Annotated in this window: 25 protein-coding genes; 13 read left to right on the top strand and 12 right to left on the bottom strand. The window is 64.3% G+C overall.

What is annotated here, in order from left to right; translation table 11 throughout:
* Positions 1-190: 190 nt before the first annotated feature.
* Positions 191-952 carry a hypothetical protein gene (locus tag RBB84_RS19790; RefSeq protein WP_326603541.1) on the bottom strand — a complete coding sequence of 254 codons (762 nt, stop codon included), beginning with the start codon at positions 950-952 and terminating at the stop codon, positions 191-193.
* A 296-nt stretch (positions 953-1248) separates the two neighbouring features.
* On the opposite strand from RBB84_RS19790, the gene RBB84_RS19785 reads away from it, so the two are divergent.
* The 3 genes from RBB84_RS19785 to RBB84_RS19775 all read left to right on the top strand — a co-directional run bounded on the left by RBB84_RS19785 (position 1249) and on the right by RBB84_RS19775 (position 3636).
* On the top strand, positions 1249-2508 hold the full coding sequence (locus RBB84_RS19785; RefSeq protein WP_326603543.1) for a hypothetical protein: 1260 nt from the start codon (positions 1249-1251) through the stop codon (positions 2506-2508).
* 29 nt (positions 2509-2537) lie between these two features.
* Complete coding sequence (locus tag RBB84_RS19780; protein ID WP_326603545.1) at positions 2538-2828, top strand: hypothetical protein; 291 nt, start codon at positions 2538-2540, stop codon at positions 2826-2828.
* Between the two features lie 271 nt (positions 2829-3099).
* Positions 3100-3636 carry a helicase associated domain-containing protein gene (locus tag RBB84_RS19775; RefSeq protein WP_326603547.1) on the top strand — a complete coding sequence of 179 codons (537 nt, stop codon included), beginning with the start codon at positions 3100-3102 and terminating at the stop codon, positions 3634-3636.
* 39 nt (positions 3637-3675) lie between these two features.
* Here RBB84_RS19775 and RBB84_RS19770 read toward each other — a convergent pair whose 3' ends face one another.
* The 5 genes from RBB84_RS19770 to RBB84_RS19750 all read right to left on the bottom strand — a co-directional run bounded on the left by RBB84_RS19770 (position 3676) and on the right by RBB84_RS19750 (position 6702).
* A complete protein-coding gene (locus tag RBB84_RS19770; protein ID WP_169690308.1) occupies positions 3676-3897 on the bottom strand; it encodes a hypothetical protein in 222 nt (73 codons plus the stop codon).
* Between the two features lie 257 nt (positions 3898-4154).
* The gene (locus tag RBB84_RS19765) at positions 4155-4319 is read right to left on the bottom strand and encodes a hypothetical protein (protein WP_169690470.1); all 165 of its coding nucleotides are present in this window, start codon (positions 4317-4319) and stop codon (positions 4155-4157) included.
* A gap of 202 nt (positions 4320-4521) precedes the next feature.
* Complete coding sequence (locus RBB84_RS19760; protein WP_350246604.1) at positions 4522-4689, bottom strand: hypothetical protein; 168 nt, start codon at positions 4687-4689, stop codon at positions 4522-4524.
* A 163-nt stretch (positions 4690-4852) separates the two neighbouring features.
* Positions 4853-5875: a tyrosine-type recombinase/integrase gene (locus tag RBB84_RS19755; RefSeq protein WP_350246602.1), complete on the bottom strand. Its 1023-nt coding sequence runs from the start codon at positions 5873-5875 to the stop codon at positions 4853-4855.
* The gene (locus RBB84_RS19750; protein ID WP_350246600.1) at positions 5872-6702 is read right to left on the bottom strand and encodes a hypothetical protein; all 831 of its coding nucleotides are present in this window, start codon (positions 6700-6702) and stop codon (positions 5872-5874) included. Before RBB84_RS19750 ends, RBB84_RS19755 begins: the two co-directional genes overlap by 4 nt.
* A 336-nt stretch (positions 6703-7038) precedes the next feature.
* On the opposite strand from RBB84_RS19750, the gene RBB84_RS19745 reads away from it, so the two are divergent.
* From RBB84_RS19745 to RBB84_RS19715, 7 genes are all read left to right on the top strand, one after another.
* Positions 7039-8190 carry a tyrosine-type recombinase/integrase gene (locus tag RBB84_RS19745; protein WP_037217518.1) on the top strand — a complete coding sequence of 384 codons (1152 nt, stop codon included), beginning with the start codon at positions 7039-7041 and terminating at the stop codon, positions 8188-8190.
* A complete protein-coding gene (locus RBB84_RS19740; RefSeq protein ID WP_039583914.1) occupies positions 8174-8518 on the top strand; it encodes a helix-turn-helix transcriptional regulator in 345 nt (114 codons plus the stop codon). The genes RBB84_RS19745 and RBB84_RS19740 overlap by 17 nt, the downstream gene beginning before the upstream one ends.
* A gap of 371 nt (positions 8519-8889) precedes the next feature.
* Entirely contained in the window at positions 8890-9975 is a 1086-nt protein-coding gene (locus RBB84_RS19735) for a hypothetical protein (protein ID WP_268966357.1), read from the top strand.
* A gap of 316 nt (positions 9976-10291) precedes the next feature.
* Positions 10292-10579, top strand: coding sequence for a hypothetical protein (locus RBB84_RS19730; RefSeq protein WP_350246598.1), 288 nt, complete (start codon positions 10292-10294; stop codon positions 10577-10579).
* Between the two features lie 304 nt (positions 10580-10883).
* Positions 10884-12047 (top strand): LLM class flavin-dependent oxidoreductase, encoded by a 1164-nt coding sequence (locus tag RBB84_RS19725; protein ID WP_350246597.1) that lies wholly within the window; start codon positions 10884-10886, stop codon positions 12045-12047.
* A 99-nt stretch (positions 12048-12146) separates the two neighbouring features.
* Entirely contained in the window at positions 12147-13055 is a 909-nt protein-coding gene (locus tag RBB84_RS19720; protein WP_350246596.1) for a mycofactocin-coupled SDR family oxidoreductase, read from the top strand.
* A complete protein-coding gene (locus tag RBB84_RS19715) occupies positions 13012-14397 on the top strand; it encodes an MFS transporter (RefSeq protein ID WP_350246594.1) in 1386 nt (461 codons plus the stop codon). Before RBB84_RS19720 ends, RBB84_RS19715 begins: the two co-directional genes overlap by 44 nt.
* 93 nt (positions 14398-14490) lie before the next feature.
* Here the strand turns inward: RBB84_RS19715 and RBB84_RS19710 are convergent, their stop codons facing one another.
* Together RBB84_RS19710 and RBB84_RS19705 are read right to left on the bottom strand one after the other, a co-directional pair.
* On the bottom strand, positions 14491-15579 hold the full coding sequence (locus RBB84_RS19710) for a CaiB/BaiF CoA-transferase family protein (protein ID WP_350246592.1): 1089 nt from the start codon (positions 15577-15579) through the stop codon (positions 14491-14493).
* A complete protein-coding gene (locus tag RBB84_RS19705; protein ID WP_350246590.1) occupies positions 15564-16424 on the bottom strand; it encodes a mycofactocin-coupled SDR family oxidoreductase in 861 nt (286 codons plus the stop codon). Before RBB84_RS19705 ends, RBB84_RS19710 begins: the two co-directional genes overlap by 16 nt.
* 178 nt (positions 16425-16602) lie before the next feature.
* On the opposite strand from RBB84_RS19705, the gene RBB84_RS19700 reads away from it, so the two are divergent.
* On the top strand, positions 16603-18144 hold the full coding sequence (locus RBB84_RS19700; RefSeq protein ID WP_350246588.1) for a class I adenylate-forming enzyme family protein: 1542 nt from the start codon (positions 16603-16605) through the stop codon (positions 18142-18144).
* An 81-nt stretch (positions 18145-18225) separates the two neighbouring features.
* Here the strand turns inward: RBB84_RS19700 and RBB84_RS19695 are convergent, their stop codons facing one another.
* The 4 genes from RBB84_RS19695 to RBB84_RS19680 form a co-directional block, all read right to left on the bottom strand.
* Positions 18226-18648, bottom strand: a complete 423-nt coding sequence (locus tag RBB84_RS19695; protein ID WP_350246586.1) for a MaoC family dehydratase — start codon at positions 18646-18648, stop codon at positions 18226-18228.
* Positions 18648-19106 carry a hypothetical protein gene (locus tag RBB84_RS19690; RefSeq protein ID WP_350246585.1) on the bottom strand — a complete coding sequence of 153 codons (459 nt, stop codon included), beginning with the start codon at positions 19104-19106 and terminating at the stop codon, positions 18648-18650. Before RBB84_RS19690 ends, RBB84_RS19695 begins: the two co-directional genes overlap by 1 nt.
* Positions 19107-19129: 23 nt before the next feature.
* Entirely contained in the window at positions 19130-20326 is a 1197-nt protein-coding gene (locus RBB84_RS19685) for an acyl-CoA dehydrogenase family protein (protein WP_350246584.1), read from the bottom strand.
* A gap of 70 nt (positions 20327-20396) precedes the next feature.
* Positions 20397-22163: a helix-turn-helix domain-containing protein gene (locus RBB84_RS19680; protein ID WP_350246583.1), complete on the bottom strand. Its 1767-nt coding sequence runs from the start codon at positions 22161-22163 to the stop codon at positions 20397-20399.
* A 286-nt stretch (positions 22164-22449) separates the two neighbouring features.
* Between RBB84_RS19680 and RBB84_RS19675 the strand changes: the two genes are divergently transcribed.
* Both RBB84_RS19675 and RBB84_RS19670 read left to right on the top strand, forming a co-directional pair.
* Positions 22450-22950, top strand: coding sequence for a flavin reductase family protein (locus tag RBB84_RS19675; RefSeq protein ID WP_350246582.1), 501 nt, complete (start codon positions 22450-22452; stop codon positions 22948-22950).
* Positions 22951-23011: 61 nt separating this feature from the next.
* Positions 23012-24220, top strand: a complete 1209-nt coding sequence (locus RBB84_RS19670) for a bifunctional 3,4-dihydroxy-2-butanone-4-phosphate synthase/GTP cyclohydrolase II (protein ID WP_350247691.1) — start codon at positions 23012-23014, stop codon at positions 24218-24220.
* The last annotated feature ends 3 nt before the right edge of the window (positions 24221-24223 follow it).

The raw sequence follows: 24223 nt of genomic DNA, 5'->3' as shown, positions 1-24223 counted from the left end.
CCGTGGTCATACCCGGTCGAGGTCAGCATCGTCTGGCAGATGGATCGGGCGGATCGCCGGCACGAGGACTGACGCCCGAGCGCTGCCCAGATCGAGAGATACATGCTGTCTCACCGCGCAGGCGGCACGTCCCCTGCCCCAGCGGCGATCGCCGGACGCCATGCTGCGTCGGCCGATCCCGGACGCCGGGTCAGAGGAACAGGCCGGCGCCGTAGTCGTCGGAGACACCGGTGACATCGATGTAGTCGTCGGGGTTGCCGTCCCCGTCGGAATCGACGGCACCGGTGTGCAGGTCGATGACGGTGTCGATGTGCCCGTCGCCGTCCTCGTCGACCACAGCGGTGTCGAACACACCGTCGTGGTCGACGTCGACGGTGGTGGCGTCGAGGTGTCCGTCGCCGTCGCTGTCGAACTGGGCGATGTCGATCGCGCCGTCCCCATCGGTGTCGGCACGCAGCATGTCGATCGTGCCGTCCCCACCGAGATCGACGACGGTCATGTCGGCGTCGTTGTCGCCGTCGAGATCCACATCGGCCATGTAGGTGCCGTCGGCGAGGGTGCCCTCATCGAGCACCACCGCCTCGCTCACCCCGGCGCTGTCCGGCGCCGACACCGACGTCGTCGACTGGACACTGTCCGTCGCAGCGCGATCCGCGCGGTCCGAGGACGACGAGGCCGAGCCGTACGAGGCGGCCGAACCCGAGCTGCCGGTCGACCCGTAGGTGGCGTCCGAACTTGACGAGCCGGAGCTGTCGTACCGCTCGTAGCGTTCGTAGGACTCGTAGCTCGTCGACCCCTCCTGCGCGGCCGAGGACGACCCGTACGCGGAGTCACCCTCGTAGGTGGACTGCGCACCGGAGGACGACTGCGTCTGATCACTGGCCGTGGACTCGACGGTCGAACGGTCGCTGATACGCGAGGAGAGGGTGCCGGGAAAGGATTCGCTGGTCATGACGGGTGCTCGCTCTCGACGTCTGGGGCAGGGACACAGATAGGAGTGCGCTCGCGCCGAAAAGGTTCCCACCCAACTCCATCACGTTGTGCCGCCGCCGCACTACGGACGCGGCACATACCCGTAGTCGGCTCCCGTGCAGCTGTCCGCGTCGATGCGCAGACCGGGGAAACCTCCGATACCGGGCACCCCGTGCCGGGCGCCGGAGACCGGGTGGGTACGGTCACTGCCGTCCACGTACCGGGGGGAGGGTGGCCGACCGGCACCGTCATGCCCCCGAGCGACCAGGGGGAACATTGACCAGCCGTCACCGCGCCCGCGTCCGCACCGGCGCCGCACTGCTCGCCGCCGCCGTCACCGTGACCGGATGCACCTCGACCGCGAACGGGGACACCGCCGAAGCGGCCGCGGACACCACCACTGTCGAGCGCACCGCCGCGCTGATTCCCGCCGCCCCGGGCGAACCCGATCCCGGGGAGTTCTCCACCCGCCCCAGCGACTACCCGGCCACCGCCGGTGACGCGGAGATCGGCAACATCATCGAGTCGCAGCGCATGGCGGAGTTCGTCGTGCTGCCGGCCGAGGTCGACCCGGCGCTGACCGAGGAATACCTCGACCTGACCCGCCCGATCTTCGGACCCGTCCCCCTGGCCTACCTGCTCGCCGACACCGACTCGCGCATCGAGCAGATCGGCGCCGACACCGGCATGCTCGCCGGCTTCTCCACCGCCCGCTTCACCAAGGACAACCGGGCGCGAATGGTGCACGCCGCCCTGCGATTCCGGGACGACGCCGCGGCCGGTGAGGCCGCGACGCGGTTGCACGAGCACCTGCTCGACCCGGCAGTGTCCGGGCCGACGGCCGCACCGTATGCGCTAGCGACGATGCCCGACAGTCTGGTCCACACCATCGCCACCGAGTACTCCCGGTCGGTGGCCGCGCTGACCCAGCACGGGCACTACCTGATCTACACCTTCGTCGACAGCCCCACCGACCGGGTGAGCTGGGCCGACGGGGCGCTCGAACATGCGCTGGAGTTGCAGCGGCCGATGCTCGATCGCTTCCCTGTCACTGCGCCGGATGAGCTGGCGGATCTGCCGGTGGACATCGACGACATGCTGCGCCGCACGCTGCGTTATCCCGAGGGCGCCGACGGCGCGCAGGTCCCCGCCGTCTACGGTCCGCGGGGGGCGGCGCATCTGATCGCGCAGTTGGACACGCTCGACATGTTCGCCGACACCGCCGCCACCCACATGGCCCGGGACGCGACGTTCGTCTACCGCACCGATGCCACCGACCGGGCGCAGGCCCTGTTCGATCGGGTCGTCGCGCAGATGCGCAACAAGAACGACGACATCTCCGTCGTCGGCGCCGCCGGCCCGCCCGGGGTGCCCGACGCCCGCTGCTTCGAGGTCATCACGCCGTACTCGGAGGCGGCGACCTGCGCGTTGCTCTACGACACCTACGTCGCCGAGATCCGCACCAAGACCGTGGCCGGGGCGCACGAGGCGACCGCGGCGCAGTACCTGATCTTCCAGGCCGCCGACACCGACTGACCCTTCGGGAGAACAGGATCGCCCCGACCATGCCTCGCCCTGACCCGGACGTGTCCGTCCCGCACGAGGTGGACTTCCAGCACATCCCCACCGGGGGCTTCTTCGCCGAATGCACCCAGCCGAACCGTGCTGCGGCCGAAGCGTTCGCCCTCGACAAGCTCGTCGAGCTCGGCGAAGACCCCGACGAGGCCGCGCCCGCGGTCGCCCTGGCCGGCTACACCGCCGCCGACGCCCGCACCTATGCGGTCCGGATCTATCCCACCACCCCGCCGCGCCGCACTACTCCGGGGGACGGACACGACAGCACACGGGAAACCTGAGGCAACACGAAAGTCCTCCGCCGCAAGTTCATTCCGAGGGCACGTCCGGGGACAGAGCACGGTCGAAGATGTGGCGCGGTGGGAGAACGCGTGGAGGCAGGGGAACTCGGCCGGATCGAACAGGTCGTCCTGGCCGACGACGAACACCGGCATCCGAGGCACACTCGTTCACCGCTGACTACCCGAGCACATCTCACGGCACAACCTCGGCGGTGCGCTTGTCCCTAGCTCGATGGGTGTGAGCACCCACTGCGGTGGGCATACTGGGCTCATGCGAATGCCGGATCGCACCGCTCCCTACGCGCGTCGAGCACCCCAACCCACCGTCGCCTTGTCGCCGGCGGTGCGTCGCTACCGAGAGCATGCGAACACCACCGACCCGGAGCCGCATCTCGTGGCCGAAGACGGATTTCATCTCGGACGCTGGGCGGACCGGCACCGCATCGCCCGTGTCCTCGGCATCCTTCCTGCCGATCGTGAGGCCGAACTCGACGCGATCGGATTCGACTGGAAAGCCCCTCGCCCCGCGGGTTTCGACAGCAAGCATCGCCGGATGCTGCTCGAGATCGCCGCTTACCGCGAAAAGCACGGGACCGGCGAGATTCCGAGCACCTACCTCTCCGACGACGGTGAACCCGTAGGGGAGTGGCTCTACCGCAAGGTCCGCAAGTGGCGAGACGGTCACCTCTCGGCCGACGAGCAAGCTGTCCTCGAACTTCTCGGCATCTCACCGACTCCCCGGCCGCGCGGACCACGCACCGCCCGACGAAGACCATCGACACGGCAATCCGCAGCCTTGGCGCACTGAACACTCGACTATCGACCGCTTGGCTCCGGGGCCGGTTGGCTATCCGTCCGGACGATCGTCTTCCGACGGCGGGCGCTCGGTCGGATCGGCAGCGTGCTCCCGATCGGGCTCGGACACGGCCAGATACTCATCGAGAACCCGGTCGACCGTCGTCGTGGGGATGCGAAGGCCCGGCTCGGAATCGGCGAGAAAACGCCGTACACCAGCGAGCATCGACAACTCACGTTCGAGACGATCCCGGTCCTCAGCAGCAGACGCCATCACGCCCCCACCGCCGGGCTATCAGCCGCATCCCCAACAGTTCGCGTCGTCTCGTCCACGCGCCGAGAGTAGTCACTGTGTCATCCGCTGCAAGCAGTAGCCCACCGGTCGCAAAGACGACGGTCCCCGGCGGGGGGCGCCGGGGACCGTCCTTCGACCCGTCAGGGAATCACTCACCTGCCGGGGAACTCGTGATCGCAGCGGCCACCGTAGCGGATGGTCGCATCAGCGCCAAACGGGTGAAGCCGATGCGTCGATCAGGAAACGGGAGTCTGGTTCGAGGCGTCACCGCTGACGGTGTGAGGAACCGCGTTACCGCGCGGGACCGGAGTGTTCTTTCCCCAGTTCGACCACAGCATCCGACCGAGCCCGACGATGCCAACAGCGAGTGCTCCGATCACGATCCACGTTTCGATGCTCATGGCGGCGACGCTACCGAACTGATGAGAACGTACCCCCCGATCAGCGCACTTGCTGTGCCGGAGCCCACGGGGATGCACTGCCGGGCTGCCGGATTGGTGATGCACCCCACTGTCACCAGCGACGAGAAGTTCCCAACGCTCGGGCCTGTACCGCCCCAATCGCTTACTTCGAGCACCGCGTCGGTCGAGGAAACACCCGGGGTTAGTCCTCGACGGGGACGAGGTCGGTCAGACGGGCTGGCCACGGGTACGTGAGGGGGCTGTCGGCGTTGACCTCGATCATCGCCATGCCGGTGCCCTTATCGATGTCCTTGACGGTGAACACGAACTTGCCGCGTGCACTGACTTTCACCTGATCGCCAGGCTTCATGGTGGTGCTTTCTCCGATCGACACGACAGAAGGGGACGTGTCGTTTTTCCCAGTCCAACCCTGGATTTTAGCGAAGCTAATTTTCTGGGTCCCAGTGGGTCGCAGACTCCGCGAGTCGACCGGTTCCCTCGCGCCGCGGAGTCAAGGGTTCTGCGGCGTCACGTCACTGCCCCGTCTCGTTCTTCTCGATCAGTCGATAGACCGGGTTCGTGGCCGAGGCGACGCGGGTTTCCTTGCCAGCGCCTTGGGTGTAGCGCTGGGTGGTGGTCATCGACTCGTGTCCGAGCAGCCGCATCAGGGTGTAGACGTTGACATCACTGTCGGCCAGTGAGGTCGCGAAGGTGTGGCGGAGTTGGTGGACCAGAGCGCCTTTCGCGCGCTGTCCGTTGATGCCGGCGCGGCGATAGGCGCGCTCGACGCGGTACTGGATGGTGGGTGCGGTGATGCGTTCCCCATCGGCACCGAGGAAGAGCGGATCGGTGGCCCGTAGGCGCCGCCAGGGTGAGGCCGTGGGGGAGGTGCGGGCCTTGCCGCTGCCGGGGAATCGCTGCAGGCGCGAGTCGAGATAGGACGTGATCACGTCGACAAGTGCGGGCTCGGCGGTGAGGACGCGTTGCTTGTTTCCTTTGCCGTGCACGGTGATGGCCTTGACGCGGCCGGTGTCGTCGAGGTCGCGGAAGTCCCCGATGTTGAGGGTGACCAGCTCGGACAGGCGGCATCCGGTGAGCAGTGCGGTGAGGACGATGGCCAGGTCGCGTTCTCCCCAGGCGTGTGCGTGGTCGTCCTCGTCTGTGGTCAGCGCGGTGATCAGTTTCTCGACCGCGTCCTGGTCGAAGGCCTTCGGCACGGTCTTGGCGACCTTGGGGCGCAGGACCGCATCCATCGGGTTCGCGACGATCAGATCCGAGGTGAACAGGTAGCCGCACAGGGCGTTCCAGGTCGACCAGCAGCGTCGGATCGAGGCGGGGGAGTGCGTGTCGGCGTAGGCCGCAAACGCCGCGCGTATCCGGTCCTTGTCGACCACATTGCAGGCCAGGTCGTCGGCCGGAACACCGGTGTGGGTGGCGAGAAGTTCGGCGATCGCGGTGAAGTCCTGCCGGTAGGCCTTGAGGGTGGCCTCCGATGGCTTGCTTGTGCTGCGGTAGACGAGGAACTCCTCGAACTTCGAACTCAGATCGCCACTCATACTGTGTCACTATCCGACGTTGGCCGAATCGCTCTCGCAGGCAACTCACGAAAACCTTTAGTGGGGCTGAGTGTCCACGCGTACCTGGTGCCGCCGATTGGTCCGTTGCCACTGATTCCGGAGCTCCGATCGTAGTCCTCAGCTTCTTGGGCGAGTCTGTCGAAGTGACGGTCCAGGCGTGAAAGAACTTCGTCCAGGTGCTCGATGAGGTTGCTTTCTGGGGCAATGAGACAAGAGGCGGCACCGTCACCTGAGCTTTGGAAGTTCCTGTCAGGTTGGACGATGTACCTGGGTTCTTCGCCCCATTCGCGGATGCAGCACTGGTGGCCATCAGCTGAGTTGATCGCTACGGCGACCACACTCAGCTCAGTGTGGCCGCAGTTGTTACTGACATACTCGTCAAGATCGTTGGGGAACTGTGCGTCCGAGCTGTCGATGTTCGCTGGATCATTCGCCTTGTCTCGTTCGACTGCGCACTGATCGCAGTCATACCACCGCTCGAACACCGGCATCCACATGTGATCGACAAGTTCTGAGAGGGAGGTGATAGCTGGCGCGGGTGTCACAGTGAGCCCCGATTGAAGTACCGAAATCGCAGTGTCGTTAGTGTCGCAATTAGGTTTGCGGAACTCGGCCCGTCCGTAGGTCATGGCGATCGCTGCAAAGTCGCCTGGTTTCCAAGACGTATGGTCCGTCGGAAACGTCAGATACTTTGTCGTATCGGGATTCTTGACGACACGCTTACCTCCCGACGCCCGACTTGTGGTCCAACTGTCGGACAGCGTGAGCCAAGTACCATCGGTGCGTCCGTAGATGTGCAGAGTCACGGGGAGCAGTTCCTGTCGTCCGAGTGCTGATCGTTGTTTGCTAGATAATATAGGTTATCTAGCAAGAACCGTCACGAGTTGCGCGGCACGCGAACCCGTGACGTCCACATGGCGGGACGCGACAGCCTCTCCGTGTCGACCGACTCACGCAGGCGCTGAGCTGCGGGTTCCCCACCCGTCTGCCGCGCTCCGCCTCCTCGCCGAATCCGGATGTCACATGCTCGCACGAGGGCATATCACCCGGTCAGTGGATCCTCCCCACCCTTCTGACCTGGCGACCTTGACCCGCATTCGCATTATGTGCGAATATTTCGCGCACAATGCGAGGGGGTTTCCATGGGTCGTTCGGATCGCCGTGGACCTGGGGATGCGTCGCTGCACCTTGCCGACGGTGTGGCACTGCTCCGACCCGAAGAGCAGGTCTTTCAGGCCATGCTCGACGGATGGCGAAACCAGCAACTCAGTCGCAATCTGGGCTTCGGTACCGTCAACGCACGAGAGGCGATCGTCCGCCGCTTTCACGCCTTTGCAGGCAGTGAGCCGTGGGAATGGTCCGCTGCCGATGTCGACGAATTCTTCATGCAGCGTCGGGCGATCCACGGCTTGGCGCAGAGCACACTTTTGGGCTATCAACTGGCACTGCGGGCGTTCTTGGCGTATCTCGTCGATCCTGCATATGGATGGTCCGAAGCATGCGAGGAACGATTCGGAACTCACCCCACCCAGGTCTGCCACGAATGGAACACCGCCCGCCACACCCAGGACGCGATCGCTCGACCGAAGAAACGAGCCCTGACCTGGGAGGAAGTTCAGGACCTTTTCGACCACGCCGACAATCGTGTCGAACGCATCCTGACCCAAGGAAGGAAAGGAGCCATCCCAGCGTTTCGGGACGCGGTGCTGCTCAAGGTGGCGTACGCCTGGGGACTTCGCAGAAACGAACTTCGTATGCTCGACACGATCGACTTCGGATTCAATCCGAAAGCTCCCTCGTTCGGCCGATACGGCGTTCTGTACGTGCGGTACGGGAAGGCGATGAAAGGCTCCCCACCGAAGCGTCGAAGTGTCCTGACCGTTCCCGAGATGGACTGGGCGGTCGAGAGTCTGGTCCAATGGATCGAGGATATTCGACCCCGAGTATCACACGAGGACAACCCTGCCCTGTGGTGCACGGAACGCAGCAGCCGTATCGCACTGGGCTCGGTATCCAACACGTTCAACCAATTCCGCAAGGAGCTCGGTCTCGCCTCGGGCATCGACTTTCATTCGCTCCGCCGATCCTACGTCAGCCATCTCATCGAATACGGTTATGAGGCCCGGTTCGTGCAGGAGCAAGTCGGGCACGAACACGCAAGCACCACATCGATCTACACGCACGTATCATCCGACTACCGCACACGTGTTGTCCAGAACGCCTTCGAGCGCATTGCGGGACGAGCGGTCCGACAGGGCTCGCACGAAAGGAGGAACCGTGAATCGACGAGTTGAATATTCGTGGCGCCTCCGGGAAATTATGGCAGCGCGGGGTTTGAACAATATCTCGGAACTCATACCGCTGTTGGTCGAGCGCGGAATCGACCTCTCCCCGTCTCAGCTGTATCGAATGCTCGGCCATCGACCGGATCGAATGTCTCTGGCCCTGCTGGGCGCACTATGCGATGCGCTCGACTGCTCGGTGGAAGATCTGTGCCAGTTCCGCATCGAGGCGACCCCGAGCCGCAGAGCCACGGCAGCCGGCGGCGGTGGTGGTGGCGGCGTAGTGGATTTGAACAGCACGATCAGACCGAAGCGGGCACGGATCCGTCCGGCGGAGTAGACATGTCAGCTACTCCATGCGCCCGGTGCGATCGTCATGTTCGGGTCTACTGGCGGTGGCCGGAGGGCGTGGTGTGCAGCCGGTGTTACCACCGTGCAATCGGGAAACGTGGAATGTGCCCGGGATGCTCCCGTGAACGACTCCTGCCGGGCCTGGACCCGGATAATCGGCCGATCTGTTCGGATTGCGCAGAGATACCTCGAAGCTTCTACTGCACTCGATGTGGGAACGAGGACCATCTGTTTCGTCACCAGATGTGTGTCCGCTGTTGTGTGACAGATGATTTGTCGATTCTCCTGGACGACGGGTCCGGAAGCCTGTGCCAGGAGCTCACTCCCTTCTACGAGGCGGTCATCGCGCAGCCGCGACCCATGAGCGCGATGATCTGGCTCCGTAACGGGCATGTGCGGCAGGTTCTCCGCAGTCTGGCTCACGGCGAGTCGCCGATCGAGCATGAGACATTCGAGAGCTACGGCGAATACGCGAAGGTCAAGCACCTGCATCAACTCTTGACGAAATTAGGCGTCCTCGAATACAGGGATCCGAACCTGCAACTTTATACTCGGTGGCTCGAGCGCACGATGGACGCGTGCGATCTCAACGACGAGCACACCACAGTGGTTCGGCAGTACGCACGGTGGCATCACCTGAGAAGGCTGCGGGAACTCTCCGGCAAGAAAAGCTTGAGGGAGGGCCATGTCAGAACCTCGAAACAGGACACAACCGTAGCGATCAATTTCCTGAACTGGCTCGAGAAGAGGTCGCTTTCGCTGAGTCGATGCCGCCAGGCCCATATCGACGAATGGTTCGCTACAGGAAATACAACACGGACGCGTGTGAAAAGCTTCATGAAATGGTCGCTCCGCAACGGCTATGTTTCCCGAATCGATCTCCCAGGGAGCACCGTATTTCGATCACCTGATATCGATCAGGACAAGCGATTGAACCTCATGGCAGAGTTGCTCGACAACACGGAAATTCCGCTGCCCTGTCGCACTGCCGCCATTCTTTTCCTTCTTTACGGTCAACCCGTCACTCGGTTGGTTCGCCTCACCCTCAACGACATTACGGTGAAAGAAGATGTGATCGAGATTCTTTTCGGCGATCATCCCGTGCAGGTCCCCCACCCGTTCGACGAAATACTACGACTTTATGTGCAGTCCAGGCCTAACATCAACACTGCAGGCAACGCTGACTCGTCCTACTTATTCGCCGGAATCTGCCCTGACCAGCCGCTCAGTGCCAACTATCTGATGAAACAGATGAGGAAGCATGGAGTTGAGTTGCGTGCGATGAAGGCGGCGGCCATACGCGATCTGGTCCGGGAGATGCCGGCGGTTGTTGCGGCTCGAACGCTCGGATTCAAGCCGGCTTCGTTGGAGGCGCATGCTGCTCGAGCCGGCATGACATGGGCTTCCTATCCTGCGCTTCACCGTTCTGGGCGGGAGAACTCATGATCGTCGAACACGTGATCACACCGGTAAAGCCGATTCCGCAGGACTCGTAACGATCGCCGCGGTGAATCGTCATCGCAGTTGCCCTCGCCGAGGTGCACCGCGACCGCCGTAGTTGGCGGCGGCGTCACCGTAGTTGGCAAAAGGTCATAGTCGACGCATGCGAAACCTTGCGCCGGAGTTCCGTTCGCGTGTGTTTGCCCTTCGCCAACCTGACGACGAGTACCGGACCGGCCGGTGAGTGTTTCATTGTCAGACAGCAGGGTGTCCCGGCTCCCCCAGATACTGGCCCGTGTCTCTTGCCCGTCTTGGAGGAATCATGGACAAAGCTGACAGGCATCTCGTTGAACACGTTCTGGTGTGGGATCCGTACGGTTGGCCACCCGCTGACCGGACCTTCGTGAAGTTCGGTATGACGCCCCAGCGACTCTTTGAGCGCTGTCTGCAGATCGTGAGTGCCGCACGCTACAACCGGGGACTCAGCCCGCAGGAAGTTGCTCAGGTCGGCCAACTGGCACGAGCTGTCGCGCGCCATCGTCCGATGAAGTCCCGCAGCGCTCGAAGGGGTGCGGCCTCGGCCGCCACAGCAGGTCAGTCGGTTTCCTGACATTCAGTGAAGTATTGCCCTCGGCGCCTGTAGCGAGGGCAATAAGCGGCGGCTTTGCACTGCGGTCCCATGCGTCTCAGCAGGAGGGAGCGCAGGTCCGGGACGCCCAGTTGCCTCGCCCCGTCACCGAGCTCGTCAGCCGGCTCGCGGATAGCCAATGGGGATGACCGACGCCCCAGTGCAGATCTAGTCAGTTGCCCGGCCGCCTGTGTCCGAATGCGCTACATCACAGTCCTCGCGATGCGCTGAATGCTGTAGGTCACAGAGCAAGCCTGTCGTTCGGACATGTGGATCAGGAGAAATCATGGGTAACCCTCGCGCAACCGTCGAGTTCGGGGCCTTCCTCGCACCGTGGCACAAGGTCGAGACGGATGCGAACACCGCAATTCACCAGGATCTGGCGCTCGTCGAGCACATGGACAAGCTCGGATTCGCGGAGTTCTGGATCGGCGAACACCATTCTGGCGGTGTCGAGATCGTGTCCTCTCCGGAGATGTTCCTCGCCGCCGCCGCGCAGCGGACTTCTCGAATCAAACTCGGGCTCGGTGTCGTCTCGCTGCCGTATCACCACCCGTTCATGATCGCCGATCGGCTGGTGCTGCTGGACCACCTCAGCCGCGGCCGTGTCATCTTCGGTGCCGGTCCCGGTCAGCTCGCAGATGATGCACACATGATCGGCATCGACCCGGTCGAGAACCGCCGGAAGATGGAGCAGGCCTTCGATGTCATTCACCGTCTGCTCGAAGGCGAGACGGTCACCGAGGAGACCGACTGGTACAAAATTCAGGACGCATACCTGCATGTCGCCCCGTACTCCAACATCGAGAAGGCAGTCACGGCGACGGTCTCGCCGACCGGGCCGAAGCTCGCCGGCAAGTACGGAGCCGGGATCCTTTCGCTCGCAGCCACAAACCCGATGGGCGTCGAGTTGCTCGCTGGGCACTGGGACATCGCCGAGCAGATCGCAGCAGAGAACGGCCAGACCGTCTCCCGCGACCAGTGGCGCCTGACCGGTCTGATGCACGTCGCCGAGACCGAGGAGCAGGCCCGAGCAGATTGCCGTCACGGCCTGCTGGACCTGATGAACTACCTCTCCCATGTCACCCCCGGATTCGAGAAGGCGCCGGACGTCGACACCCTGATCGATGGAATCAATGACAGCGGGCTCGCTGTCATCGGGACCCCGGGGATGGCCATCGCGCAGGTTGAGCGACTGCAGGAGAAGTCCGGGGGATTCGGTAAGTTCCTTGTCCTGCATGGCGAGTGGGCGCCCCAGCCTGCTGCGCTGCGCAGCTTCGAACTGATCGCGGAGCGCGTCGCACCCGAGTTCAGCGGTTCGCGGAAACCGCGCCAGCGTGGCTACGACCAGGTGGTGGCCAGCGACAAGGCCGCCGCGGATGCCACGGCCGCCGGTCAGGAGGCAGCACGCAAGCAGTTCGAGGCCGAGCGCAGCGTCGCCGTGGGCTGACGGCCCCTCAATGACGGGCGGAGTCCGGTGTACGAGCCGAACTCCGCCCGTCATCTGTTCTCTGCGCCGACCTGAAGGTGTAGCGAAGTGGAACATTGTGTGACCCGCAGCACACCTACCGTTCGTAGCGATCAGAAGGTCGGCATAGAAAGGATCGCGAATATGGGAACACTCGACGGCAAGGTCGCGTTGGTCACCGGCGGTGCACGTGGCCAGGGCCTGGCACACGCACATGCACTTGCGAAAGAAGGCGCGGACGTCGTCCTGATCGACATCTGCGATCAGATCGCATCGGTCCAATACGGGCTTGCTACCGAGGAAGACCTCACCTTGGCAGCGAAGTCTGTTGGCGCGCTGGGGGTGCGGGTTGCCGCACACAAAGTGGACGCGAGATCATCGGCCGCGCTCGATGCCGCGGTGGCTGAGACTGTGGCCGCGTTCGGGAGCATCGACATCGTGGTGATCAACCACGGCATCTGGACGCGCGGGGCGTTGTGGGATCTGACAGAGGACGACTGGATCGACACCATCGACGTCAATCTCAATGGCGTGTGGCGAACCCTGAAAGCTGTTTCCCCACAGTTGCTTAGCCAGCGATCCGGATCGGTGATCATCACCGCGTCGGTCAACGGCGTAGAGGCACAGGCCGGCGCTGCTCACTACACTGCCGCCAAGCACGGCGCGCTCGGGCTGATGAAGTCGGCAGCGCTCGAGTTCGCCCCCTACGATGTCCGCGTCAACGCCATTCTGCCCGGTTTCGTCGACACGGCGATGACGAACTGGCAAGGCTGCTACGACATGACCGGCGGCAAGCCGGGTTCAACCCGCGCCGACCACGAAGCAGCGGCTCGCCACTGGCACGCGTTCGGCGGACTCATCGAACCCGACGAGATCAGCGGAGCTGTCGTCTTCTTGGCATCGGATGCCGCCCGTCGGATCACCGGGGTCGAACTCCCGGTCGATAGTGGCCACCTCGTCCTGTCCACCTTCAACCCCAACCCGAGCTGAAATGACCGAACCGCGAAGCATGCGCCGACTGCTGGCGTCGGCACTGAGCGCCAGCACACTCGAGTGGTACGACTTCTTCATCTACGGAACCGCGGCGGCGCTCGTGTTCAACAAGGTGTTCTTCCCCGATGTCAGTCCGATCATCGGCACCATCGCCGCGTTCGCGACATTCGGTGTGGGGTTCCTGTTCCGTCCTCTCGGCGGGATCATCTTCGGCCACTATGGCGATCGCCTCGGCCGCAAGACCATGCTGGTCATAGCCATGTTGGTGATGGGCGTGGCAACATTCCTGATCGGCTTGATTCCGAGCTACGCCCAGATCGGGATCGCCGCCCCGGTGATCCTGCTGCTGCTGCGCGCGATCCAAGGCATCGCGGTGGGAGGACAGTACGGCGGCGCGATGCTCCTGGTCACCGAGAGCGCTCCCCCCAATCGCAGGGGGTTCTTCGGGAGTTTCGCGCAGGTCGGACCGTCGCTCGCCGTGATCTTGTCCAATATCGTGTTTCTCGTCGTGGTGGCCTCGATGAGCACGGAGGCCCTGCAGTCGTGGGGATGGCGAATCCCGTTCCTGCTCAGCGCGATCGTAGTGGCACTCGGTCTCTACATTCAGCTCACCATCGAGGACTCGGACGAGTTCAAGAAGATGCAGTCCGAAGCCGCGTCGCGGTCGACGACGGCTGATGTGACCCGGCCGCGCTCCCCGATCGTCACTGCACTACGCGAGCACCCGCGGCAGGTTCTGCAGGCAGGCGGGATGATCCTGGTCATCCAGGTCTACTACTACATCGTCACGGTCTTTCTGGTCTCGTTCGCAACCGAAGAGGGTGTGTCGAAGTCAGCGGCGTTGTGGGTCGTGCTCGTGTCGAGTGCCGTCACGGTCGTTTCGATTCCACTGTTTGCACTCCTGTCTGACCATGTCGGGCGCAAACGGGTACTGATGGTCGCCGCCGTCGCGACGACGGTGTCGGCCTTCCCGTTTGTGCTTCTACTCGGGACAGGAAACATCTGGTTGATGATGGTCGCCGGCCTGCTGCCGGGTGTCACCCTCGGCGCACTCTACGGTCCGATGGCGGCGTTTTACTACGAGATGTTCCCTGCTGAGGTCCGCTACTCGGGGGCCTCTCTCGGATACCAGCTCGGTGCGGTGCTCGGTGGTGGGTTCGCGCCGCTGATCGCGACGAGCCTGTTCGCCTGGACGGGCACGGTGCTCTCGGTCGGTGCCTACGTCACCGTTGCTGGTGTCCTCAGTATCTGGGCGATCGCCGCGGCTCATGAAACCTACCGTCCGGTCACCCCCTCCGGCCGAACGGAGAAGGCAACGGTGGACGTGTCGTCGATCTGATCGTGAATCGACCGCGATGAGATCGCGCCCGGCACGTCAACTGTTGGAAGAAGCTTCGGGGTCACTGAGTGGTGTGACCCCGAAGCTTTTTCGCTACCAGACCGATTCGATGTCCGAGACACCGATTGCCGCGGCCCCAGGACGAGTAGGCGTGCGGGACAGCCGAGGAGCAGCGGCAGGCTGTAGCACGCCGTCCCGGTGTTCGAGCGCCTGCCGATGACTGACCTGCGGATGTCCGGCGACTTCACCGAACGCCAGAACCGGGGTCACACATGCGTCGAGCCCGTCGAAGATCGATTCCCACTCGGCACGAGTGTGCGTGGCGAAGGCGTCGGCGAACTGGGCTCGAAGGTGAGGCCACTGGGACGGGTCATCGCGGTCGGCAACAGTGTCGTCGAGGCCGAGGCCGGTGAGCAGCGCCTGATAGAACTGTGGCTCGATTGCGCCGACCGCCATGTAGCCCCCGTCGGAGGTGCGGTAGCAGTCATAGTAGGGCGCTCCCCCGTCGAGCACATTCGCACCCCGGTCGTCGGTCCAGTCCCCCGCTGCGCGCATAGCCCACACAGAATGGGCCAACGTCAAAGTCCCGTCGAGCATGGCTGCGTCGACAACCTGGCCGCGTCCGGATCGTGCCCGTTCGACGAGCGCGGCGAGCAGACCGGTGATCAGGAACATCGATCCGCCGCCGAAGTCACCGACGAGGTTCAACGGCGGCAGCGGCCCGCGATCGGCAGGACCGATGGCATTGAGCACACCCGTAGCCGCGATGAAGTTGATGTCGTGGCCGGGGCGGTTGGCCCACGGCCCGTCCTGGCCCCAGCCAGTCATCCGCCCGTAGATCAGCCCTGGATTGGCAATGGTGAAGGTGTCCGGCCCCAGGCCGAGGCGTTCTGCGACTCCCGGCCGGAACCCCTCGACGAGGATGTCTGCTTTGCACGCGAGTGCGCGGACACGTTCGAGATCCTCCGGCTCCTTCAGGTTCGCCGTGACGATCCGGCGGCCGCGTAGCGTCGGATCCGGATCTAGTGCGCCACTCGGACCCGGACGTTGGATGCGAACGACATCGGCGCCCAGGTCGGCGAGCATCAGGGCAGCATGCGGGGCGGGCCCCAGGCCGGCGAGTTCGAGAACTCGGATGCCGGCGAGGGGCCCGTAAACAGCGTCGGTCACTTGATCAGGCATCCCGCATCGACAGGGAGTGTGGCGCCGGTGATGTACCGGGCTTCCTCCGATACGAGGAACAGCAGAGCGTTGCTGACGTCGCGGGGCTCCACCCACGGAACCGGCAAGGCGTTCGTCGATGCCGACGCCGGCTCGAAATCCTCGCGGGTGGGGGCCTCGAGGTCCGGGCGGAAGATCCGGTATGTGCCTTCGTTCTGGATCATCGGGGTGTCCACCTGCGTGGGGTGGATGCTGTTCACCCGGATTCCGTACTGAGCGAGCTCATTGGCGAGGCTGCGCATCAGACCGACGACCCCGTGCTTGGCGGACACATAGTGGGCGATGTGAGCGTAGCCCTTCAGCCCCGCGGCCGAGCTCGTGAGGACGATCGCGCCTCCCTCTCCGCCTTCGATCAGGTGTGGGATAGCAGCCTTGGTCGTGTGCCAGACACCGGTGAGGTTGATGTCGAGCATCTGCTGCCACGTCGCTTCGGGAATCTCGTGCGCGAGGTGTGGATTGCTCGCGATGCCCGCATTGGCGGAGACGATGTCGAGCCGACCCAGTTCGGTCACGGCCCCGTTCACCCCGTTCGTCAGCGCTTCGGCGTCGCGGACGTCGACCTCGAGCGTCACGACGCGGCGGCCGGCCTTCTCAACCAAGCGAGCGGTTTCTGCGAGCTCGTCAGCGGTCCCGGTGTCGTACGCGATGTCGATGATTTCGCGCGGAACGTCGACCGCGATGATGTCCGCCCCTTCTTCGGCGAGGCGAATCGCGTGCTCGCGTCCCTGGCCACGTGCCGCTCCGGTGATCAGAGCGACTTTTCCTTGTACTCGACCCACGACTACTCCTCTACTCATACTCGACATGTGTCGTACGACACATTGTCGGCGTGGAGATGGGGTGGAGGTTGTCGCGTTTCGGGACAGTGTCACGGGTGTACGTGATTGCGACATCGTGGAGTGTCGTGTCTGCGATCTACTTGTCTGCCACAGGCTGTTTCGGCGACATCTGCCGAGTGAGCCGGACCATCAGTTCTGACGAAGGATGCACGTGAACCTTTCCAACGTCCTCGTCCGCGTCGCAGGTCGACGACCCGACGCGGTCGCAGTCCGATTCGGTGGTGACGAGCTGACGTTTGATCAGCTCGTCACCATTTCGAGGCAGTTCTCGGCGTTTCTCGACTCGGTCGGCATCGAGCCCGGCGACAGAGTCGGCATCTACGCCTCCAACCGACTCGAATCACTCCCCCTCCTCGTCGGGACATGGATGGCTGGCGCGATCGCCGTGCCGTACAACCTGTCCGTTCCACGGGGACCTCTGCGGCACGCGGTCGAGGATTCCGATCCTGCCTTGATCGTCGTAGCGGACACGGAGGTCGAGCTCATCCAGGATGTGTGCGACGGACTTCGCGGCGCGGATCGGATCCTGGCTGTGGGCCCGAGCGCTGCCACCGCCGGCGCGAACTGGACGTGGCACGACGTGACGACCATGCCTGAACGTGAGGAAGTCGTTCCTCGTCTCGACGACGACGAAGCGTTGCTGATGTACACCAGCGGATCGACCGGGACCCCGAAGGGTGTTCGGCAGACCCACAGGACGTCGGGAGCGGCGATCGAGGCCACGATCGACACATTCGGACTGACGGCCGACGACAGCGCGCTCGTGTGCACTCCCCTGTTCCATGTCGGTGGCCTGCAACTGATTTCGCTTCCGGTCCTGCTCGCCGGGGGATCCGTGACGTTGATGGCGAAGTGGGATCCGATCTCGTGGGTCGACCTGGCTCGGCGCTGGACACCGACGTACGTGGCCTTGGTTCCGACGATGGCCATTGATGTGGCCAACCGTATGAGCGGGACAGATCCGGCGCTTCTGAGCAGTGTGCGAATTTGCGCAGTGGGCGGGTCTGGCCTACCGGAAGGTCCACTACGACGTTTCCGGGATGCAACGGGAATCGGTTCTGTGATCAACATTTACGGCCAGACCGAGCAGAACGGGTTGGCCGCGTGTGAACGGCTCGGGGAGAACCCGTTGCCGGTGTGCCTGGGGCGACCTCTCGAGCAGGTGGTGCAGTGGCGGCTCGTCGACCCCACAACCCAAGAGCGAGTGCCCGACGGCAGCGAAGAGATCGGCGAGTATCAGGTTCGCGGTGACGCGGTGACGCCGGGGTACTGGCGACGGCCCGACGCCAATGCGGAGCGGTTCGTCGACGGCTGGTTCCGCACCGGTGATCTGATGCGGGTCCGGCCGGACGGGCAACTCGAGTACGTAGAGCGGATCGACGACATGATCATCAGCGGCGGAGAGAACGTGTATCCGCAGATGGTCGAGAACTACCTGGCCTCATCCCCCGACGTCGCCGAGGTGGCGGTGATCGGGACGCCCCATGAGCGGTGGGTCGAGCAGGTGACCGCGATCATTGTCGCGTCCCACGACGGTGTGACGGTGGCTGACATCGCTTCGTTCTGTCAGCAGCATCCCGATCTGCGAGGGCTCTCGCGACCCAGGCGGATCGAGATGGTTCCGTCGTTGCCTCGGACCGGGAACAACAAGATCAACAAGCCCGAACTCAAGCGGATGTTCCGCTGACGATCGGAGGTCGCTGATCGATGATGGAGGGGTGGTGCACCTGGTGCACCACCCCTCCATCATCGTCGGCCAGCAGGCGACTCAGTTTTCGGGAATCGCGACGATGACCGTGCCGTCGATGACACGTGTGCCGTCCTGACGGTCGACCCAGACGTCGCACAGTGCTTGCCGGGTCGCGCCGCCTCCCATCACCTCGAGCACGGTTCCGCCGGCGGTGACCGTGTCGCCCGCGCGCACGTTATCGCGGAATCGGCACTTAATGCGCTGCAGGGCCGACCGTGTGCCGGTCCATGCGGTGATCATGTCGATGATGTAGGCCATCGTCGAGCCACCCTGATTGACCTCGCGGTCGCCCATGCCCGCGGCGGCCACGGCACCGAGGTCGAAATGAATGGGGTTGGGGTCGTCGAGGATCAGTGCGACCTGGAGGATGTGTTCCCGGTTGACCGGGTCGATGACGAACGACGGGATGGGATGGCCCGGCGCGATCTCTTTGGTGGACATCAGTTCTGCCCTCTCTTGAACAGGTAGACACTCGTGACGGCGCCGACTGCCTCGTCCGGTCCTGCGGTGTCGAACAGTGTGACCGTCACGGTGAGGCTGTCGAGGATCGATCCGTCTCGGATGGTTCGTCGGTCGATGTGGTCGATCGAGGCGGTTGTCCGGTATGTGTGGCCGACTGCCAGCGGCTCGATCTGGTCGATGCCGCAGGTGCCGAACAGCAGGGTGTCGGTGTCGCGCTTGTCTGCCAGTGCGCACAGTTCGTCGACACTGATGCCCATGCCTCGCAGCGCGATGATGAGGAACCAGATCGAGTGGGCGTGCGCGGCGGCGTCCGGATCGGATGCGGCGTGTAGGGCATTGTCGGTGATCGCGGACTGGTGCCGCGTGATGGTGGTGAGGTCTCCGGGGAGCTGGCGGCCGACCAGGCGGGGGTCCAGCTCCTTGACTGCGGTGGTCATCGGGGCAGCAATGCCTTTCACGATCAGTAGGAGCGGGGCAGCCCGAGAGTGTGCTGGGCGATGTGGTTGAGGACCATCTCCGAGGACACCGGCGCGATCTGCTGTAGACGCACGATCGACCACAAGTCGGCGAGCCCGTACTCGAGTGCCAATCCGTTGCCGCCGTGAACCTGGATCGCGGTGTCGAGGGCGTGATGCCCAGCCTTGGACGCGAGATACTTGGCCATGTTCGCGGCTTCACCCGCTGGCAGGCCGGCGTCGTAGAGAGCCGCAGCCTTCCACGTCATGCCACGGGCGGCCTCCAGTTCGATCTTGGCGGCGGCGAGAGGGTGTTGGACCGCCTGGTAGCTGCCGATCGGGGTCGTGCCCCACACAGTGCGTTCCTTGACGTAGCGGCATGCCTTGTCGATCGCGTACCGAGCGATGCCGGTGCAGATCACTGCGCTCAGAACCCGTTCGGGGTTCAGCCCGTCGAACAAGGGCACCAGGCCCTTGTTGACCTCACCGACAACCCGATCCGTGGGGATTCGTACGTTGTCGAAGAAGAGCGTGAACTGCCGTTCCGGGGCGGACAGTGCCGTGGGGATGAGTTCGCGGGTCAGTCCCTCGACGTCCGGGTCCACGACGAACAGTGTCAGCAGGCCTCGGCCGGTCTTCTCGTCTGTTCCGGTTCGGGCTACGAGAAGGAAGTTGTCGCAGTGATCAACACCCGAAATGTAGTACTTGGTGCCCTTGACGATGTAGTCGTCGCCGTCACGGGTGGCAGTGGTGGAAACGTTGTGTGAATTCGATCCGGCATCGGGCTCGGTCAGAGCGAACACGAACTTCTTTTCACCACTGGCGATCCCGGGAAGGTACTGCTTCTTCTGCTCGTCGGTTCCGTGGCGGCCGAAGACGCTGCCCGCGATGCCCTGCGAGAGCACCATCGCCAGTTCCGGGCAACCACCTGCGGCGAGCTCTTCGCTCACGATGGCCTGCTGGGTCAGGCCGGCACCGCTTCCGCCGTATTCTTCGGCGATGTTGAGGCCGAGGTAACCGTTGCGGCCGAGTTCGTCCCACAGGGCCTGCATCGGTTCGCCGGTCGCCGAGCACTTCTGGTAGTACTCGTGGCCGTACTTGGCGACGATACGGGCGACCGTCTCGCGCAGGAGGGTTTCCTCCTCGTCGGCGATGAGCGGCAGGGTCGCGTCGTGTTGAGTTTCTGTCGAATGAGACACCATGGGTTGAGTGTGTGCCGCGCGGCAGGGCTGTGGATGTCGCAACCTGCACCACCGCCTCTGCCGGCCGCGGTCAGAAGTTGGCGGAGTCGATGTCGATGCCCAGCGACCGGACCTTTCGGTACAGGGTCGACCGTGCGATGCCCAGCCGGTCAGCGGCGAGTCGTTTGTTGCCGCCGGCGTCGCGCAGCGCGTTCATGATTGCTTTCGCTTCGACCTGTTCGAGCCCCTGCAGTTGCCGGCGGGACGCTTGGACGCGGTGCTCGATCGGTAGGTCTTGCGCGCCGATGTATCGACGGTTTCGTCCCGCTACGAGCTCGCGCACGAGAGCGTCGAGTCCGGCCACATTGCGGTCCCAATCTATTCGGCCGAGGGCCTGGACCGCGTCGGGCATCCAGTGGACCTTCTCCCCGGACGGGCTGTAGCGCCTGCTGACCGCGTCGAGCAGCAGCGGGAGGTCCCCGGCCCGGTCGGCGAGCGACGGAACCTCCACGGTGCGATCGAACCACTCGACCAACTGCGGGAAATTAGCGGCCGTGGCATTGGTCGTGGCCACCACACGGATCTGGCGGGCCCTGGCGCGGGCTACTGCGTTTGCTGTCGCGCGGAGGTCGTCGGGATCGAGCGCCTCGACGTGCCTCAAGATCAGCAGGCCCGGGTCCCGATCGACAGCGTCGGTGACGCGGGTGCCCCAATCTGTCTCCGTCGACCGTGTCAGGGCATCGACTATGGCGGTCTCGGACTCGTCGGCCAGTGCACGGGCCACAGCAAACTTGCCGACTCCGGGTTCGCCTGTCAGCAACAGTGCCTGGGGGTTCGAGTCGGCCACGGCGTGGCACAGTGCGCGCCAGGCCGGAGAGTTGCCGACGAGGTCACCGAGCTTCGGCGCAGGCTCCTGGGATCGGCCGCTGCGGGATGGATGGCTGGCCAATTTGAGGCGAAGCAGGGCGCCGACGGTGGTGGGACCGTCGGTTACCGGGAGAACGTCGACTCCGACGGCCGCTCCGTCGGCGAGCGAGACCGTCTTCTCAACTACCGCACCAGCACCGGATTGCAGCGATCGCGCGGCGTGCTCCCACAGGATCGCCTGATCAGATGGACCGAGGATCCGGGCAGCCGCGGCGTTGCTGATGATGGTCTGTTCGTCGAGACAGATCACGGCATGCCTGCTGTCGCGGTTGTCGGCCAGGAAGGCCTCGAACAGCAGTTGTTCGCGTCGGGTGGCCGAGGTCGCGAGTGCCTGTTCGATCTGGGTGGCGACCTCACACACCCAGGACAACATGATCGGGTTGGTGTCGCTGTAGCGGCAGGTCAGGTTGAGCGTTCCGATAAGCCGCTTGGTGACGGGATGGAGAATCGGCGCGCCGGCGCATGTCAGTTGGAGGGACTCTTCGAAGAAGTGCTCGGGACCGGCGACAAGTGACGGGCGGCCGGTCTCGAGGACCATCCCGCCGCTGTTGGTGCCCACAGTGGTCTCGGCGAACGAATATCCGGGAAGGACATCGTGCCGGTCCAGGCGACGGGAGAAGCGACTGTCCTCCACCCATCGCGCGACGACCCATCCGTTCGCGTCGGTGACGGTCAGGCTGCTCGACGAGTCGACGAGTGCGCCGCGCTTGGATTCGATCACCGGGACCGCCACGGAGAGCAGTTGCTCGGCGGTCTGCGGCTCCGAGCGGAAGGTGGGGCGCGATCGTTCGGGCTCGAGTCCGTACATGAGCGAGCGCTTCCACGACTGTGCGATCTCTTTGCGCACGATGCCGCGGCCCGCCGGGTCCACGCCCTCGAGAAAGAGCTCACGTTCACGCAGCAAGGCACGGGTGCGGTCGTCGAGTGACACAGCGGGTGTCCTTTCGTCACGGCTTGGGATTGGAACCCCAGCGCATGTATTCGAGGCGTCGCCGACCACAGGAGATCCTGACTGTGAGGTGCGACACCCACATAATGACAAGCTACTGACATGGCGTCAACAGTGCGCTGGCAGATCCAACCAAATCCAGATGTCGCGATACGCGCCGTCGCCGTTGCCCGGCGAGCATCCCCCTGTCCCGATCTGCGACAACTCCGCCGACCTGCGCTCCATACAGTGACCTCAGTCACCACCTGCACTACGAATCGAGGCCCCCATGACCGCCGACATCACGGCCGAACCCCCCACCTTCCGCGCGGCGATGGCGCGATTCCCCAGCGGCGTCACCATCGTCACCACCGTGGATGAGCAGGGCCGACAGAGGGGCTTCACCGCCAGTTCGTTCTGCTCGGTGTCCATGGATCCTCAACTGGTCCTCGTCTGCCTCGCCACCAGCGCCGAATGCCACGAGAGCTTCGAACGAGCCGACACCTGGCTGGTCCACATCGCAGGCATGGAGCACGAATCGATCGCACGGCGGTTCGCCACCCGCGGCGCCGACAAGTTCGCCGGCGACGACTTCACCCCGCACCCGTCCGGCCTGCCCCATCTCGCGGATGCACCCGTCGTGCTCGAATGCCGTGCGCACGCCCGCTATCCCGGTGGCGACCACACGATCCTCGTCGGTGAGGTCGTCTCGGTCGGGCTCGGGGAACCGGCCCCGGTCGTCTACTACGACCGAACCTTCACACCCGCTCCCAGCTCCGACCGGAACTGACCCAGTCCAGTTTGCTCCCTCGCCCGAAAAGGAGATCACGGTGACGACATCGACGATCGAGATGGCACTGTCGGACCTTCGTTCCGGCAAGTTGGTGGTGGTGGTCGACGACCCCGGCCGCGAGAACGAAGGTGATCTCATCGGTTGCGCAGCAACCGTCACCACAGACCAGGTCGCGTTCATGGTCCGTCACAGCACCGGGATTCTCTGCGCACCGATGTCGGCAGCCCGCGCCGACCGACTCACGCTGCCTCAAATGGTCGGCGAGAACACCGACTCGCACAGCACCGCCTTCACAGTCACCGTCGACCACGTGGACACCACTACCGGTGTGTCGGCAGCAGATCGGGCCCAGACACTGCGCGCCCTCGCCGAACCTGGATGCCACGCCGGGGACCTGCGCCGGCCCGGCCACGTTTTCCCCCTCGTCGCGCGGGCCGGTGGTGTCCTCGAACGCCCCGGGCACACAGAGGCGGCCGTCGACCTGCTGACCCTGGCGGGATTGCCGACGGTCGGGGTGATCGGAGAGATCGTCGAGGATTCCGGAGCGATGCGCGCCGGCCGGTCTCTCGACGATTTCGTCGCCGAGCACAGCCTCACCAAGGTCACCATCACCGATCTGATCCAGTACAGGCGCGAACGTGAGTCGTCCGTCATCGCCACCGGCAACGCAGAACTGCCCACGGAGTTCGGCCACTTTCGAGCCCACGCGTACCGCGCCACCGGCGACGGGACCGAGCACCTCGCGCTGACGATCGGCGACCTGTCGTCGTACACGAGCAATCCGGCCGGTGTACTTGTCCGGGTCCACAGCGAATGTCTCACCGGTGATCTCGCCGGATCGCTGCGTTGCGACTGTGGCGTCCAGTTCCGGGAGTCGATGCGGCGCATCGCCGCGGAGGGGGTCGGAGTCCTGGTCTATCTGCGCGGCCATGAGGGCCGCGGGATCGGGCTCGGCCACAAGCTCCGCGCCTACACGCTGCAGGAGAACGGCGCCGACACTGTGGAAGCCAACGAGGCGCTCGGGCTCCCTGTCGACAGCCGCGACTATCGCATCGGTGCAGAGATCCTCGTCGACCTCGGCGTTCGCCGAATGCGACTGATCACCAACAATCCCGAGAAGTACACCGGGCTCGACGGCTATGGTCTCGAGATCGCCGAGCGGGTCCAGCTTCCGGTGCACACGACACCGGAGAACGTTGCCTATCTGCGCACCAAGCGCGACCGGATGGGCCACCTGCTCGACATACCCCCGGCGGTCGGGGACTGACAG

The organism is Rhodococcus sp. D-6 (assembly GCF_040256695.1).
GTDB lineage: Bacteria > Actinomycetota > Actinomycetes > Mycobacteriales > Mycobacteriaceae > Rhodococcus > Rhodococcus pyridinivorans.
Note: the sequence above shows the minus strand (reverse complement) of the source record. Positions and strands in the feature narration are given on the sequence as shown.